Origin of the sequence: Nonomuraea sp. K271, from assembly GCF_009908215.1 — a bacterium.
Taxonomy (GTDB): domain Bacteria; phylum Actinomycetota; class Actinomycetes; order Streptosporangiales; family Streptosporangiaceae; genus Nonomuraea; species Nonomuraea longispora.
In genome coordinates this window covers 1-15,221 of the sequence record NZ_JAAAHR010000022.1, presented here as the reverse complement: position 1 = coordinate 15,221, position 15,221 = coordinate 1, and the positions used below count along the sequence as shown (strand labels likewise).

At 69.3% G+C, this 15,221-nt stretch carries 15 protein-coding genes; 9 read left to right on the top strand and 6 right to left on the bottom strand.

Going from position 1 to position 15,221, the window contains the following annotated elements; translation table 11 throughout:
- Nucleotides 1-38 precede the first annotated feature (38 nt).
- Both GUY59_RS10465 and hppD read right to left on the bottom strand, forming a co-directional pair.
- Entirely contained in the window at nucleotides 39-476 is a 438-nt protein-coding gene (locus GUY59_RS10465) for an RDD family protein (RefSeq protein ID WP_138198860.1), read from the bottom strand.
- 34 nt (nucleotides 477-510) lie between these two features.
- Complete coding sequence (hppD, locus tag GUY59_RS10460; protein ID WP_138198859.1) at nucleotides 511-1,620, bottom strand: 4-hydroxyphenylpyruvate dioxygenase; 1,110 nt, start codon at nucleotides 1,618-1,620, stop codon at nucleotides 511-513.
- 103 nt (nucleotides 1,621-1,723) lie between these two features.
- On the opposite strand from hppD, the gene GUY59_RS10455 reads away from it, so the two are divergent.
- A complete protein-coding gene (locus tag GUY59_RS10455; RefSeq protein ID WP_138198858.1) occupies nucleotides 1,724-2,203 on the top strand; it encodes an Lrp/AsnC family transcriptional regulator in 480 nt (159 codons plus the stop codon).
- Between the two features lie 215 nt (nucleotides 2,204-2,418).
- Nucleotides 2,419-4,467, top strand: coding sequence for a transglycosylase domain-containing protein (locus GUY59_RS10450; protein WP_236667016.1), 2,049 nt, complete (start codon nucleotides 2,419-2,421; stop codon nucleotides 4,465-4,467).
- Nucleotides 4,468-4,480: 13 nt separating this feature from the next.
- Here GUY59_RS10450 and GUY59_RS10445 read toward each other — a convergent pair whose 3' ends face one another.
- Nucleotides 4,481-6,469 (bottom strand): thioredoxin domain-containing protein, encoded by a 1,989-nt coding sequence (locus tag GUY59_RS10445; RefSeq protein ID WP_171055274.1) that lies wholly within the window; start codon nucleotides 6,467-6,469, stop codon nucleotides 4,481-4,483.
- Nucleotides 6,470-6,585: 116 nt separating this feature from the next.
- On the opposite strand from GUY59_RS10445, the gene GUY59_RS10440 reads away from it, so the two are divergent.
- On the top strand, nucleotides 6,586-7,731 hold the full coding sequence (locus tag GUY59_RS10440) for a hypothetical protein (protein ID WP_138198856.1): 1,146 nt from the start codon (nucleotides 6,586-6,588) through the stop codon (nucleotides 7,729-7,731).
- Between the two features lie 3 nt (nucleotides 7,732-7,734).
- On the opposite strand, the gene GUY59_RS10435 is transcribed toward GUY59_RS10440, so the two are convergent.
- From GUY59_RS10435 to mca, 3 genes are read right to left on the bottom strand one after another with little or no spacing between them, the layout of a single operon-like run.
- Nucleotides 7,735-8,019, bottom strand: coding sequence for a GNAT family N-acetyltransferase (locus GUY59_RS10435; RefSeq protein WP_138198855.1), 285 nt, complete (start codon nucleotides 8,017-8,019; stop codon nucleotides 7,735-7,737).
- Nucleotides 8,020-8,184: a hypothetical protein gene (locus tag GUY59_RS47385; RefSeq protein ID WP_165959416.1), complete on the bottom strand. Its 165-nt coding sequence runs from the start codon at nucleotides 8,182-8,184 to the stop codon at nucleotides 8,020-8,022.
- A 35-nt stretch (nucleotides 8,185-8,219) separates the two neighbouring features.
- Nucleotides 8,220-9,104 carry a mycothiol conjugate amidase Mca gene (gene mca, locus GUY59_RS10430; protein WP_138198854.1) on the bottom strand — a complete coding sequence of 295 codons (885 nt, stop codon included), beginning with the start codon at nucleotides 9,102-9,104 and terminating at the stop codon, nucleotides 8,220-8,222.
- Nucleotides 9,105-9,234: 130 nt separating this feature from the next.
- Between mca and GUY59_RS10425 the strand changes: the two genes are divergently transcribed.
- The 6 genes from GUY59_RS10425 to GUY59_RS10400 all read left to right on the top strand — a co-directional run bounded on the left by GUY59_RS10425 (nucleotide 9,235) and on the right by GUY59_RS10400 (nucleotide 15,210).
- Nucleotides 9,235-9,654, top strand: a complete 420-nt coding sequence (locus GUY59_RS10425) for a DUF4307 domain-containing protein (RefSeq protein WP_138198853.1) — start codon at nucleotides 9,235-9,237, stop codon at nucleotides 9,652-9,654.
- Between the two features lie 108 nt (nucleotides 9,655-9,762).
- Nucleotides 9,763-10,263, top strand: a complete 501-nt coding sequence (gene greA, locus GUY59_RS10420; protein ID WP_132328896.1) for a transcription elongation factor GreA — start codon at nucleotides 9,763-9,765, stop codon at nucleotides 10,261-10,263.
- A gap of 122 nt (nucleotides 10,264-10,385) precedes the next feature.
- On the top strand, nucleotides 10,386-11,540 hold the full coding sequence (locus tag GUY59_RS50630; protein WP_252374805.1) for a C40 family peptidase: 1,155 nt from the start codon (nucleotides 10,386-10,388) through the stop codon (nucleotides 11,538-11,540).
- Nucleotides 11,541-11,611: 71 nt separating this feature from the next.
- The gene (locus GUY59_RS10410; RefSeq protein ID WP_132328900.1) at nucleotides 11,612-12,136 is read left to right on the top strand and encodes a hypothetical protein; all 525 of its coding nucleotides are present in this window, start codon (nucleotides 11,612-11,614) and stop codon (nucleotides 12,134-12,136) included.
- A 248-nt stretch (nucleotides 12,137-12,384) separates the two neighbouring features.
- Nucleotides 12,385-14,178, top strand: a complete 1,794-nt coding sequence (locus tag GUY59_RS10405) for a phosphoenolpyruvate carboxykinase (GTP) (RefSeq protein ID WP_138198851.1) — start codon at nucleotides 12,385-12,387, stop codon at nucleotides 14,176-14,178.
- A 72-nt stretch (nucleotides 14,179-14,250) separates the two neighbouring features.
- Complete coding sequence (locus GUY59_RS10400) at nucleotides 14,251-15,210, top strand: TIGR04222 domain-containing membrane protein (RefSeq protein ID WP_138198850.1); 960 nt, start codon at nucleotides 14,251-14,253, stop codon at nucleotides 15,208-15,210.
- Nucleotides 15,211-15,221: the final 11 nt, after the last annotated feature.

Here is a 15,221-nt window from a genome sequence, read left to right as displayed (position 1 = left end):
GAGCCCCCTTCGCATTGTGACCAGAATCCTACGGTGAGTCAGGCCATGACGACGACCGTCCTCGCGACCTTGTCGTGGATGGCCTGCTTCCGGGGGTCGAAGAGGATCCAAGCGAGGTCGATGAGGAGGCCGACGCAGCAGACCCAGGCGAGCGCGCTCATCACGGCCTGCCTGACCGCGGCCTGTCCCACGCCTATCCTGGCCCCGTTCTCCTGGACGACCCGGATGCCGAACGCCTTCTTGCCCAGGGTCTGACCATTCCAGAAGGCGTGCAGGAGCCAGAAATAGAGAAACGCGACGAGTCCGGCCGCGAAGGTGTGCTCCACCGGATAGCGGTCCCAGCCTGCGCCGTTCCAGGCATATTCCCAGCTCGTCCAGGTGAAGGGGGCGGTGACGACGTTGACGACGAGCCAGTCGAGCAGGCCGGCGAACAACCGCCGCCACCGTCCCGCCAGCCCCGGTGGTGGCGATCCCATGCAGTGCTGATGGCCACCACCGGGTCGGGACAAACTAAAGGTTGCCCCTGCGTTCCTGTTCGCGCTCGATGGCCTCGAAGAGCGCCTTGAAGTTGCCCTTGCCGAATCCGAGCGAGCCGTGCCGCTCGATGAGCTCGAAGAAGACCGTGGGCCGGTCCTGCACGGGCTTGGTGAAGATCTGCAGCAGGTAGCCGTCCTCGTCGCGGTCGACGAGGATGCCGCGCTTCTTCAGCTCCTCGATCGGCGCCCGCACCTCGCCGATGCGCGCCCGCAGCTCGGGGTCTTCGTAGTAGGAGGCGGGCGTGTCGAGGAACTTCACGCCGCCGGCCCGCATGTGGTCGACCGTCGTGAGGATGTCGTTGGTGGCCAGCGCGATGTGCTGCACGCCGGGGCCGCGGTAGAACTCCAGATATTCGTCGATCTGCGACTTCCTGCGGCTGACGGCCGGCTCGTTCAACGGGAACTTGACCTTCCGCGTGCCGTCGGCGACGACCTTGGACATGAGCGCCGAGTATTCGGTGGCGATGTCGTCGCCGATGAACTCCGCCATGTTCGTGAAGCCCATGACCTTGCGGTAGAACTCCACCCACTCGTCCATCTTGCCCAGCTCGACGTTGCCGACGCAGTGGTCGACGGCCTGGAACAACCGTCCTCCCTTGGTCGCGGGCGGCGCCACCAGCGGCTCGGCAGGGGCGTATCCGGGCAGGTAGGGGCCTGCGTAGTTGACCCTGTCGACCAGCGTGTGCCGCGTCTCGCCGTAAGTGGCGATGGCGGCGAGCTGCACCTTGCCGCGCTCGTCCTCCAACGTGTACGGCTCCGCCAGCCCTTTGGCACCGTTGGCGACCGCGTGGGCGTAGGCCGCCTGCACGTCGGGCACCTGGATGGCCAGGTCGATCACCCCGTCGCCGTGTTCGGCGACGTGCCGCGCCATGTCGGTGCCCGGCCTGATGGAGGCGCGGAACTCGAACGTGGCGCTGCCCGAGGTCAGCACGTACGCGGCCACGTCGGGGCTGCCGTTCTCCGGCCCCCGGTAGGCCACCAGCTTCATGCCGAACGCGGTCGAGTAGTAGTGGGCCGCCTGCTTGGCGTTGCCGACGGCGAACACCACGGCGTCCATGCCGTGGACCGGAAAGACATCATTCATAGCTCCAACTCTCGATATTCCTGGACGAGTTGCGCAAGGGTTGCCTTATCCAGTGAACAATCTGTCTAGCTTCCCAGGGCAAAATCCGGTAAATCTGTACAGTATGACGATCGATGATCTGGACGCCCGGCTGATCGCCCTCCTGACGGCCGAGCCAAGGCTGGGCGTGCTCGAATGCTCGCGACGGCTCGGCGTGGCCCGTGGCACGGTCCAGGCCCGGCTGGACCGGCTCGTCGTCCGCGGCGTGGTGACCGGGTTCGGGCCCGACGTCTCCCCGGCGGCGCTGGGATATGACGTGACGGCGTTCGTCACCATGGAGATCAGGCAGATCGCCGGGCACGACCCCGTGGCCGACCGGCTGGCCCGCATCCCGGAGGTTCTGGAGGTGCACACGATCACGGGCGACAGCGATCTGCTCTGCCGCGTGGTCGCGCGGACCAATGCCGATCTGCAGCGCGTCATCGATCAAATCGTCGATGTGCACGGTGTGCTGAGAACTAATTCGATCATCGCCCTTGACACCCCGGTTCCCTACCGAGTGTTGCCATTGGTCGCCGATGTCCCGCGGCATGGGGTGCGCTAGCCGTACTATCGCTGAGGGACGAGGCATCGTCATCGATCGTTTAACCTTGGCATTCGCCCTGCTTACGGGGGTCGGGCGGCGCATGATCGAGGGGGTCGAGGGTGCGGAGCGGTGGTGGAAACAGGATGCGAAAACGGCGGATTCTCCGACTGGTAGCCATTTCTTTCGGCGCAGCGATCCTCGTATTTGTCGGGCTTTTCGCGATCGCGTGGGCGATGACGCCAATTCCCGACAGCACCCAGAAACAGGCCACCGCACAGGGCTCGGTGATCTATTACCGCGACGGCAGGACCGTGCTCGCCCGTCAGGGTGTCGACCGCAAGAAGGTCGAGCTGGCGCAGGTGCCGAAACACGTGCGCGACGCGGTCATCGCCGCCGAGAACCGCTCGTTCTACGAAGACGCCGGCGTCTCGGCCAAGGGCACCGCCAGGGCCGTCTGGTCGACCCTCACCGGGCAGCAGCTCCAGGGCGGCTCGACGATCACCCAGCAGCTCGTGCGCAACTACTACAGCGGGCTCAGCCAGGAACGTTCCGTCACCCGCAAGTTCAAGGAGATCCTCATCGCGATGAAGGTCGACCAGTCCAAGCCGAAGGACTGGGTGCTGGAGCAGTACCTCAACACGATCTACTTCGGCAGGGGCGCCAACGGCGTCCAGTCGGCCGCCCAGGCCTACTTCGGCAAGGACGTCGGCGAGCTGAGCGTGGCCGAGGGCGCCTACCTCGCCTCCGTCATCCAGCAGCCCAGCCGCTTCGCCGACCCCAAGGGCTCCGACCTCGTCGCCGCCAGGGCCCGCTGGAAGTCGGTGATCGACGCCATGGGACAGACCGGCGCGCTCACCCCCCAGCAGGCCGCCGCCGAACGCTTCCCCGACCTCCGCACCCCGAAGAAGCCGTTCGAGCTCAAGGGCCAGGCCCAGTACATGCTCGAACAGGTCACCGCCGAGCTCAACCGGCGCGGCTACAGCGACGAGGACATCAACTCCGGCGGGCTCAAGATCGTCTCTACGTTCGACAAGAAGCTCATGCAGGCGGCCAAGCGGGCCGTCACCGACACGCTGCCCGACGCCACGCCGAAGAAGGTGCGCACCGGGCTGGCGGCCGTCGACCCCGGCACGGGCGAAGTCGTCGCCTTCTACGGCGGCAGGCCCTCCCAGTCGGCCTACTACGACAGCGCGTTCTCGGCCAAGGTCATGGCCGGCTCGACGTTCAAGCCCTACACCCTGGCCGCCGCCCTCGACAACGGCTTCGACCTGTCCACCCGGGTCGACGGCAACTCGCCGCTGCAGGTCGCGTCGGCGTCCAAGCCCATCCCCAACGACAGCGGGCGCTCGTACGGGCAGATCAACCTGATCAGCGCCACCCAGAACTCCGTCAACACCGCGTTCGTCGACCTCGGCCAGAAGGTGGGCCTGGACAAGGTCGCCAAGCTCGCCGAGGCGGCCGGCATCCCCGCCTCCCAGCTCGACCGGCACAAGAGCGCCGCGTCGTTCCCGCTCGGCGTGGCCTCCGTCAGCGCCGTCCAGAACGCCTCCGGGTTCGCCACGTTCGCCAACGAGGGCGTGCACATGGAGGCCCACGTGGTCAGGTCCGTCACCGACGCCGAGGGCCGCGTGGAGGCCGTCGAGCCGGCGTCCACGCGGGTGGTCGGGGAGCAGGCCGCCGCCGACACCACGTACGCGATGCAGCAGGTCGTGAAATACGGCACCGGCGCCGCGGCCAGGCTCTACGACCGTCCGGTGGCCGGCAAGACGGGCACCACGGACAAGTCGAAGTCGGTCTGGTTCAACGGCTTCACCCCGCAGCTCGCGGTGGCCGTCAACATGTTCCGCGACGACAACGCCACCGTCACCATCCCCGGCTACGGCACACAGTTCGGCGGCCAGCTGCCGGCGCAGATCTGGCGGGCGTTCATGACCGAGGCGATGGAGGGCAAGCCGGTCGAGGAGTTCCCGGAGCCGTCCGACCTCGGCTACGACTACGAGTATTCCGCGCCCACCGAGGACGGTGTGCCCGAGCAGGAGGCGACGCCTCCGGTCAGTCCCGACGACGGGGGCACGCCCGAGCCGGAGATCACCGCGCCGCCGCTCACCGACGACCCGTCCGCCACGGGGGAGCCCGACGACGAACGTCAGGAGCGCCGGCAGGACGAGCCGTCCGACCTGCCGGCGCTGCTCCCCGAGCAGCCGTCGTCACGGCAGGACGACGCCCCCGCCGACCGGGGCGCCCGCGGCGACGACCGCACCGGCCGCTCACCCGCCGACTGACCTCGCGACGGCGTCAGGCGGTGAGCTCGGCCTCCAGGGCCTCGACCGTGGTGACGGGCATCCGGCAGGTGAAGCCCCGGCACACGTAGGCCGCGGGCGCCTCACCGACCGGCTCGCGCCCCTCCAGCAGCGCCGGGTACGCCCGCCGCGGCACGAGCGGGTCGCCGGTGCCGCGATCGCCGTCGCCGGGCCCGAGCGCCACCACCACGCCGGGCACGTCGGCGAGCAGCGCCGCGCGGTGCAGCGCGGCCGTGCGCGGGTCGTCGGGCGGCCCGACGACGGCCACCTCGACGGGCCCGTCGAGCGCCGCGCGCGCCACGGCCAGCCCCCAGCCGGCGAACCGGGCGTGCTGGCCCGCCAGCACCGACACGGTGCCGAGCGCGGCGTGCGCGGCCTCCCGGTGGCGGGTGGAGCCGGTCAGCGCGCCGTAGGAGAGCAGCGCGCCCGCGGCGGCGTACTGGCCTGAGGGGGTGGCGTTGTCGGTCGGGTCCTGGGGGCGCTGGAACAGGCGCTGGGCGTCGTCGGCCGTGTCGTAGAAGCCGCCGGAGCCGTCGGCGAAGCCGTCGAGCACGGTGTCGAGCAGCGTGCCCGCGAGCCGCAGCCACCTGGCCTCGCCGGTGACGCCGTACAGCGTGATCAGTCCTTCCGCCAGGTCGGCGTAGTCCTCGAGCACCCCGTCGTTGGCGCCGGCGCGGCCGTCGCGGGAGGTGCGCAGCAGCCTGCCGTCCGTCAGGTGGACGCCGGCGAGCAGCTCGGCCGCGTCGGTGGCGGCCACGACCAGCTCGGGCCGCTCGAACACCACGCCGGTCTCCGCCAGCGCGGCGATGGCCAGACCGTTCCACGAGGCCACGACCTTGTCGTCGCGGCCGGGGCGTACGCGCTGCTCCCTGGCGGCCAGCAGCCGTTTGCGCACGCTCGCGTAGCGGCCGGGGTCGTCGGGGTCGCGCGGCAGCTGCAGCACGGATGTGCCGTGCTCGAACGTGCCGGTCACCTCGAACAGCCCGGCGGCCCACCGGCCGTCGTCGTCGCCGAGCACGGCGCGCAGCTCCTCGGGCGTCCAGACGTAGAACTTGCCCTCCACGCCCTCGCTGTCGGCGTCGAGCGCCGAGGCGAACCCGCCTTCGGGCGTGCGCATCTCGCGCAGCAGCCAGCCGGCGGTCTCCAGCGCGACGCGTCTGGCCGGTTCGCCGCCGCCCGCCTTCCACCAGTGGGTGTAGACGCGCAGCAGCAGGGCGTTGTCGTAGAGCATCTTCTCGAAGTGGGGGACGACCCATTCAGGGTCGACGCTGTAGCGGGCGAAGCCGCCGCCGAGCTGGTCGTACATGCCGCCGCGGGCCATGCCCTCCAGGGTCTTCCCGCTCATCTCGCGCTCGCCCGAGCGCAGCAGGAACTCCAGCACCATGGACGGCGGGAACTTGGGCGCCCCGCCGAACCCGCCGTTGGCGGCGTCGAAGCTCTCCCGCAGGTTGGCGATCGCGCGGTCGAGCGTGTCGGCGCCCGGCAGCGGCCCGCTGGGCAGCGTGGTCTGCGAGTTGAGCGCCTCGACCACCTTCGCGCCCTGCCGCAGCACGGTCTCCTTGTCGCCGGTCCACACCTTGTGCACCTCGGTGAGCAGGCGCTGGAACTGGTGGCGCGGGAAGTAGGTGCCGCAGTAGAACGGGTGCCCGTCCGGCGTCGCGAACACCGTCATCGGCCAGCCGCCCTGGTGCGTCATGGCCTGCGTGGCGCCCATGTAGACGGCGTCGACGTCGGGCCGCTCCTCGCGGTCCACCTTGATGTTGACGAAGTGCTCGTTCATCAGTTGCGCGGTGGCGGTGTCCTCGAAGCTTTCGTGGGCCATGACGTGACACCAGTGGCACGCCGAATAGCCCACGCTGATGAGCAGCGGCACGTCGCGCCGCCTGGCCTCCGCGAACGCCTCCTCGCCCCACGGATGCCAGTCGACGGGGTTGTCCGCGTGCTGCAGCAGGTAGGGGCTCGTCGCGTCTTTCAAGCGGTTCATCACGACCTCCAACTCCCCACCCTAGACGCCGCGGAGAAAAAGGATCATGACAGGGCCCCTCGGCCGCCCCTGGCTGACTGGCGCGGCGGTGACGGCGTAGGTTACGGATGGTGGACATGGACTTCGTCTGCACGCAAGCGGGCCGCCCGGTGACCGCGCTCACACGCAGAGACGTGGCGCGGGCGCTGCTCGCCGTGCCTTCCGGGGTGGCGCTGGTGGCGCTGCCCGATCTGCGGCGCGCGATGATGTCGGCGGGAAACCCCCTCTCCCGCCCGTTCTGGGAGTCGGCCAAGGAGACCCTGCGATCGATCGAGTCCGGCGTGGCCACCGTGGGCGACGTCCAGCGCTGGATCGAGTCGACCGGCACCGAGCCGATCCTCATGACGCCCAGCTATTTCGTCTGGCCCGAGGAGAACGAGCGCGGGCCCGTGGCGACCGAGATGTTCGCCCGCCTGGTGGCGTTCCTAGAGGAGCGGGTCGCGGCGGGGGAGATCGACCCCGACGCGCTGGCCGCGGGCGACCCGGGGGCCCGCAGGGCCTATGAGGAGCTGCAGGAACACTGGCTGAGCACGCCTCTGCCCGACGGCCGGGTGCCCGGCTTCGCCGTCAGCGACGAGCAGGACGAGGAGCTGTTCTCGGCCTGGGACGAGGAGGAGGCCTTCGCGCTGTCGGAGCTGCGGCGCATCATCGCGGGCCTGCCCAAGCAGCCCGACCTGCCCGCCGACGAGCTGGACACGGCCGCCGTACGCCTGCGCGCGCTGCTGGCCCTGCCGGGCTATCCCGCCAACGTGCTGCGGGCCTGCGCCGGGTTCGAGGACCAGCCGATGCCCGACGACGACCTGGACCTGTGGCTGACCGTGGCGGCGGGCGTCGTGAGCCCTGTCTCCGACCTGCTGGAGAACGGCGACCTGCTGGAGGAGTTCGCCGATCTCGACAGGGAGATCGGCATGGAGGACGCGACGCTGGCCCATCTGCACGCCATCCAGTGCGCCGACTGGCTGGCCGGGGTGGCGGCGCTGGCCAGGCTCGGGCCGGGGGTGCTGGCCTCGCCCGAGCGGATGGCGCGGCTCATCGCCGAGTCTGAGGACATCGACGTCGACGAGCAGGACGGCGACGACCTCGGCGCCACCGAGGGACTGTTCGCTCCGGTGGTGAGCCTGTGGGGCTATCTCGGCATCGTCGACGAGGACGACGTGCTCACCCCGCTGGGCTGGTGGGGGCTGCCGAAGGCGCTCGAGCGTGCCTGGTCGCCCGCCGAGTGAGGCTCAGCGGGCGTCGGTGATGTCCTGGAACTCGGGGTGGCGCTCGATGTATCTCGCCACGTAGGAGCAGAGGGGCACGACCCGCAGGCCGGTGTCGGCGCTCATCTGCAGCGCGTGACCGACCAGCTCGCCGGCCAGCCCCTGCCCCTCGAGCTCCGGTGCCACCTCGGTGTGCGTGAACACGATCTTCGTGGGCAGCAGGCGGTAGTCGGCGAACCCGGCGACCTGCCCGTCCACGAGGATCTCGAAGCGGCTCTTCGCCGAGTTGTCGACCACGTCCGCCGGCATCTATTCGGCCTTCTTGTCGGTCAGCTCGGCCTCGCGCGGCACTTCGATCTTCGTCATCTGCTTGTTCATCGACTTGACGAGGAAATAGAGCGCCAGCCCGATGGCGGCCACGACGACGAAGCCGAGCACACCCGGGCTCACATCACCCGCTGCTAGTACGGTCACGCATCCCAGTCTGCCACCGGCACCCCATGCTCCGGTCAGTGGCAGGCGGGGGAGACGTCGTCGGCGTGGATGCCCGCGAACAGGTCGTCCTCCGGAAGCCCGGTGTCGACCAGCGAGCGCGCCAGGTGGTAGTCCTCGGTCGGCCAGACCTCCTGCTGCAGCTCGCGCGGGCAGACGAACCAGAAGCCGTCGGGGTCGACCTGGGTGGCGTGCGCCAGCAGGGCCTCGTCGCGGATCTGGAAGTAGTCGCCGCACGGGACGCGCGTGGTCACCGGCCACTTGGCGGGGCGGTCCTCCCAACGGGAGATCCAGTCGGCGTAGGGGGAGCCGAGGCCGCGTTCGTTCATCGCCTCGTGCAGCGCCTCGAAACGTTCCTTCGTGAACCCCATCTGGTAGTAGAGCTTCAGCGGCTGCCACGGGTCGCCGGTCCCGGGATAGCGGTCGGGATCGCCGGCCGCCTCGAACGCCTCGACGGAGACCCTGTTGGTCATGACGTGGTCGGGGTGGGGGTAGCCGCCGTCGTCGTCGTACGTGATGATCACGTGCGGCCTGAAGTCGCGCACCGCCGCCACGAGCGGCGCGGCGGCGTCCTCAAGTTTCTGCACGGCGAAGCAGCCCTCGGGCAGCTCCTCCTCCTCGCTCTCCGGCAGGCCGGAGTCGACGAAGCCCATGAAACGCTGCTCCACGCCGAGGATCTCGCGCGCCCGCGCCATCTCGGCCCTGCGCACCTCCCCGATGTTGGCCACGATCTCGGGGCGGTCCATCTTGGGGTTGAGCACGGATCCGCGTTCACCCCCGGTCAGCGTGCAGACCAGCACGTCAGCGCCTTCGCGCACATAGCGCGCCATCGTGGCGGCGCCCTTGCTCGACTCGTCATCTGGGTGGGCGTGGACGGCCATCAACCTCAACGGTGCACTCACGGGCGAGATCTCCTCAAGGACCGGTCAGTCGCCCAGAGAGGTTAGTTTCAGCTGGGCGGTCGCGAGGGCACTCCCCTCGCGGGCGACAATTGTCTCGGATAACGCCGAGGGAGTGCAGGGAGATTCCGCCATGGCCACCAGAGATGTCGAGAACGGGCCCGTTCTCGGCACACCCGACGACTTCCCCGATCGTCCACGGCGAAGGGGCAGACTCGTCGTGCACCTCGTGATCGGCGTGCTGGTGGCCATCATCGCCGGTGGCTGGGGCTACGTGATGTGGTCGATGACGGCGGGCGGCTCGGACGCGCCGTCGCAGGTCGTGACGTTCAACGTGGAGAGCCCGACCCGCGCGGAGATCACCTTTGAGGTGTACAAGCCAGACGATAGAGTGGCTGTCTGCCGCCTGCGGGCGCTGGATGTCAATCACGGGGAAGTCGGCAGCAAGGAAGTAAGAATCCCGGCTGGTGAGGGTAGTAAGCAGCTCAAGGAGAGCCTCGACACCAGTGGTCGGGCCACTTCCGTCCACATCCAGTACTGCAATCTCGTATAGTGAGACATTTGGGGAAGCGTTGGAGCGACTGACTTGTTAGCCTTTCGCAATTCAACCGTACGTAACCTCAAGTGACCTCAGGGCCCCCTAGGCAAGCAAGGAGAACCCGTGGCCGACTCTCGCGATGAGAACGTCACATGGCTGACGCAGGAGGCGTACGACCGCCTGAAGGCGGAGTACGAGTATCTCTCGGGCCCCGGGCGCGTCGACATCGCCAAGAAGATCGAGGCCGCCCGGGAAGAGGGTGACCTGCGCGAGAACGGCGGCTACCACGCCGCCAAGGACGAGCAGGGCAAGATGGAGGCCCGCATCTTCCATCTCCGTCAGATCCTCGACAACGCCCAGGTCGGAGAGGCTCCCAAGGCCGAGGGCGTGGTGGGCCCCGGCATGACCGTCACCATCAGGTTCGTGGGCGACGACGACGAGGTGACCTTCCTGCTCGCCTCCCGCGAGGAGAGCGGAGCGCCGATCGACGTCTACTCGCCGAAGTCCCCGCTCGGGGCGGCGATCAACGGCAAGAAGATCGGTGAGAAGGCGACCTACGCCCTGCCCAACGGGCGCCAGAACACCGTCGAGATCCTCGAGGCTGTGCCGTACATCGGCAACTGACTCCCATGGACGACAACCGCCGGGCCCCCGTTGGCCCGGCGGCGTTTTCGCCTTCCACCGGAATTCGGCAGGATCTGAGCTTTCTCGTCAGGTCGCGAAAGCGGCGTGACACGTACAAACTGGTGCCGTTCATCGTGGTGACGCTGGTCGCGGTGCTGACCGCCGACGTGCTCCTGCTCGTGCAGCCGCCGCAGAACGATCCCGGCGGCGTGCGGGCGGCCGAGCCGGAGCAGTCGCTCATGGCCCAGCAGCGGCCCCAGCGCAGCGAGCCGCAGCGGCAGCAGCCGACCGACACGGTCCGGCCGGTGGCGCCGCTGAGCAAGCTGCACAAGCCCAACCTATTCGTGCTCTCCCGCAAGCCGTTCACGCAGAAGCAGTTAGAGAAGGTGGCGAAGGTACGCGGCGTGCGGGCGCTGGAGCTGGCCGACGCGGCCTCCATCACGCTCGACGGCAAGCGGGTGCAGACGCTCGCGGTCGACCCGTCCACTTTCCGTTCCTTCACCCCCAAGGTGACCGCCGCCTCCGACCCGCTGTGGCAGAACGTCGCGGCCGGTGACGTGGCGGTGTCGTTCGTGCTGGGCAACGACGGCGGGCTCTCCCTGCACCGGCGGGTGGCGGGTCCGGCGGGGCCGCTGCGCATCGGCGCCTACGCCACCACCGGCTTCGGCGCGGTCGACGCGGTCGTGTCCAAGGACGTCGGCCGTACGCTCGGGCTGCCGCGCGACAACGCGCTCATCGTCAGTGCCCCCAAGACCAACTCGGCCAAGCTGCGAGACAAGATCCTCGCCAGCCTGCCCAAGGGCGCGCAGGCGGTCATGGTGAACCCGGTCCTGCCGCCGCCGCAGAAGGTCAGGCAGAACTGGCCGGCCGGCTCGTTCATGACGGGTGAGCAGCTCACGGCGGCGCTGAAGGCGGCGGTGTCCAAGATCGGCAGGCCCTACGTGTGGGGTGCCGAAGGTCCTGACACCTTCGACTGCTCCGGCCTGGTCCAGTGGGCCTTCGCACAGGCGGGCGTGCGGATGCCCCGGGTGACCCACCAGCAGTGGGTGACAGGGCCGCAGGTGCCGTTGTCGCAGGCGCACCCCGGCGACCTGCTCTTCTGGCGCAACGACCCGACCAACCCCGCCTACATCTCCCACGTGGCGATCTATTGGGGCGACGGCAAGATGCTGCACGCGCCCCGCACGGGCGACGTGGTCAAGATCGTCCCGGTGAACAGGCGTAACCTCGCCGGGGTGGTCCGGGTCAGTCCCGTGGCCGCATCCAAGGTCCGCTAGGCCTTTCCTTCGCGCGCAGTGCTCCGTACCCATGGGTGCGATCTTCCGAACAACGGTGTAATGATGATTACATGGCTAGCGATGATGATGTGACGGCACAAATCCACGGCTGGTTCGCGGGGCGGCTGCCCGGTGACTGGTTCACCGGCGCGCCCGAGATCGTCAGGGACCGCGAGGAGATCGCGGTGCTCGGCCGGCTGCCCGAGCCGCCGGCCGACGTTCCCGAGGCCGAGCGGTCCGCCCTGATCGACGGGCTGGCCCGCCGCTTCAGGGAGGAGACGCGCGAGCGCCGGATCGAGATCGCCAAGGAGGCCGAGCGCAAGTTCCGCCAGAAGGTCTCCTGGGGCGTGGTCTGCGGCGGCGATACTGTGATGTTCACCACACTCTCCGTGCCCGTGATGACCCGGCTGCGCCAGTCGGAGCGCCGCGTGCTCGACACGCTGGTGGCCGCGGGCGTGGCCAGGAGCCGCAGCGACGCGCTCGCCTGGTGCGTACGCCTGGTCGGCAAGAACGCCGACACGTGGCTCGGCGATCTGAGGGAGGCGCTCCAGCACGTCGACCGAGTTCGCTCCGAAGGGCCCGACGTCAATTCCTAGACCACCCAGCGGAAACGGCCGGAGCAATGGACTAAACCACTGCGGGAATTGGTTTAGACCAGCCGAATTGGACTGGACCACTGCCGGAAATTGCTTCTTTTAAATCCGTTCCCGTTGGGTAGGCTCCCCCAATCGCCAGGGGCGCTGCCTGCGACGACGGCCGCGCCGACAGGTCTATGCCAATTGGCTTTCCGACCGCTTCGTCGTTAATGATGACTGGGCCCTGAGAGAGTGGAGGAGTCGACGTCGTGTCCGTTTCCGTGGAAGTGCCCGCACCGACCAGCAATAGGGAATTGGCCGAGTGGGTAAAGGAGATCGCTGCTCTGACCCAGCCCGACCGGATCGAGTGGTGCGACGGGTCAGAGGAGGAGTGGACGCGCCTCACGAACCTTCTCGTCGAGCAGGGGACGTTCACGCGCCTGGCCGCCAGGCCCAACAGTTTCTACGCCAAGTCCGACCCGAGTGACGTGGCGAGGGTCGAGGACCGCACGTTCATCTGCTCGGAGCGCGAGGAGGACGCCGGGCCCACCAACAACTGGATTGCGCCCGGCGAGATGCGCGAGACGTTCGGCGAGCTGTTCAAGGGCTGCATGCGCGGCCGCACGATGTACGTGGTGCCCTTCTGCATGGGCCCGCTGGGCGGGGAGATCTCCCAGCTCGGTGTCGAGATCACCGACTCCGCGTACGTCGCCGTGTCCATGCGCGTCATGACCCGCATGGGCGACAGGGCGCTGCGGCTCATCGAGGAACGGGGCTCGTTCGTCAGGGCCGTGCACTCCGTGGGCGCGCCGCTGGAGCCCGGCCAGGAGGACGTGCCGTGGCCGTGCAGCTCCACCAAGTACATCAGCCACTTCCCCGAGACCCGCGAGATCTGGTCCTACGGCTCCGGCTACGGCGGCAACGCCCTGCTCGGCAAGAAGTGTTACGCGCTGCGCATCGCCAGCGCCATGGCCCGCGACGAGGGCTGGCTGGCCGAGCACATGCTCATTCTCAAACTGACGCCGCCCTCGGGTGAGGCGCGCTACATCGCCGCCGCCTTCCCGAGCGCCTGCGGCAAGACCAACCTCGCCATGCTCCAGCCCACGATCCCCGGCTGGAAGGTCGAGACCATCGGCGACGACATCGCCTGGATGCGCTTCGGCGAGGACGGCCGCCTCTACGCCATCAACCCGGAGGCCGGCTTCTTCGGCGTCGCGCCCGGCACCGGCGAGGTGACCAACGCCAACGCGGTCAGGACTCTCTGGGGCAACAGCATCTTCACCAACGTCGCGCTCACCGACGACGGCGACGTGTGGTGGGAGGGGCTTACCGAGGAGCCTCCCGCTCACCTGACCGACTGGAAGGGCCGCTCGTGGACGCCTGCCAGCGACGAGCCCGCCGCCCACCCGAACGCGCGCTTCACCACCCCCGCGTCCCAGTGCCCGATCATCGCGCCCGAGTGGCAGGACCCCGAGGGCGTGCCCATCTCGGCGATCTTGTTCGGTGGCCGCCGCGCCACCGCCGTTCCTCTGGTGACGGAGTCGCTGAGCTGGGAGCACGGCGTCTTTCTCGGAGCCAACGTCGCCTCCGAGAAGACCGCCGCCGCCGAGGGCAAGGTCGGCGAGCTGCGCCACGACCCGTTCGCCATGCTGCCGTTCTGCGGCTACAACATGGGCGACTACTTCGGCCACTGGCTGGACATCGGGCGCCGCGAGGGTGCCGTGCTGCCCCGGATCTACTACGTCAACTGGTTCCGCAAGAACGCCGACGGCAGATTCATCTGGCCCGGCTTCGGCGAGAACAGCCGCGTGCTCAAGTGGATCGTCGACCGGCTCAACGGCGAGGCCAAGGCGGTGCCGACACCGATCGGCCTGCTGCCCGCCGACCTCGACACCGAGGGCCTCGACCTGTCCGAGGAGGACCTGGAGACGCTGCTGAGCGTCGACCGCGAGGTGTGGCGCGAGGAGGCCGCGCTGATCCCGGCCCACTTCGAGACGTTCGGCTCCCACCTGCCGAAGGAGCTGTGGGACGAGTACAACGCCCTGCTCGACCGCCTCAGCTGAGCGCCGCCCCCTTGTGCGGTACGGCTGCGCCGTCTAACTTGGCGGCTTGCCGTACCGCGGGGGAGGCAGCACGTGGACTTCGTACTGATCATTGCCTCGATCGCCATCGTGGCCCTGGTCGGCGTGGTGGAGCAGCGCGCCGAACGCGAGCGCGTGAGGGTCAGCGGGGCCGTGCCCGGCAGAGCCGGCCACCAGCTGGGCCCTTACGAGCTGGCCTACCTGTCGGGCGGGCCACGCCGGGCGCTCAACACGGCGCTGGCCGTGCTCGCCTCGGCCGGGGCCATCCGTGTCTCGCGGGGCTCGCGGGTCACCGCCGTGCACGGCGCCCCGCCCTCGCCGGTGCCGCTTGAGCAGGCGGTGCTCGACGCGACCGCGGCGCGGCCCGGCGGCTACCAGGCGAGCGAGCTGCGCCGCGAGCTGGAGTCGCATCCCGCGCTCACCGAGCTCGCCGCCGAGCTGGAGCGCAAGGGGCTGATCGTGCCGCAGTCGGCGTTCGAGGAGGCCCGGCGGCTCTGTGACCGGCTGCGGTTCGTGGTGGCCGGCGCGGCGGGCTACCTGGTGCTGCTGATCGTGCTGGCCGTCATGGGCGTGGCCGGCGAGGAGACGGTGTATGCGGGGGCGGTGTTCTTCGCGTTGTTCGCCGTCGTCACCAGCCTCATCGCGCTCTACCGGCAGCGGCGCAGGCTGCGCAACGTCGTCACCCGCGAGGGCCGCGAGGTGCTGCGGTCGGCCCACGCGTACCATCCGAGGGGCGTACGCGATCCGCGCTCGCTCTCCGCGGCCGTGGCGATCCCCGTCGCGCTGTACGGGCTGACGGAGTCGGGGGACCGGCTGCTCTGCGACGAGCTGTCCGTCGGTGTACCCGGGGGTGACTGCGCCGGCGCCTGCGGCAGCTTCAGCGGCTCCGGCATCACCTTCGGCAGCGATTCCTTCGGCGGCATGGACCCCGGCGGTGGGTCGTCGGGCTGCGGTGGTGGGTCGTCGAGCTGCGGCGGTGGAGGGGGATGCGGAGGCGGCGGCGGAGGAGGTTGACATGGCCGGGC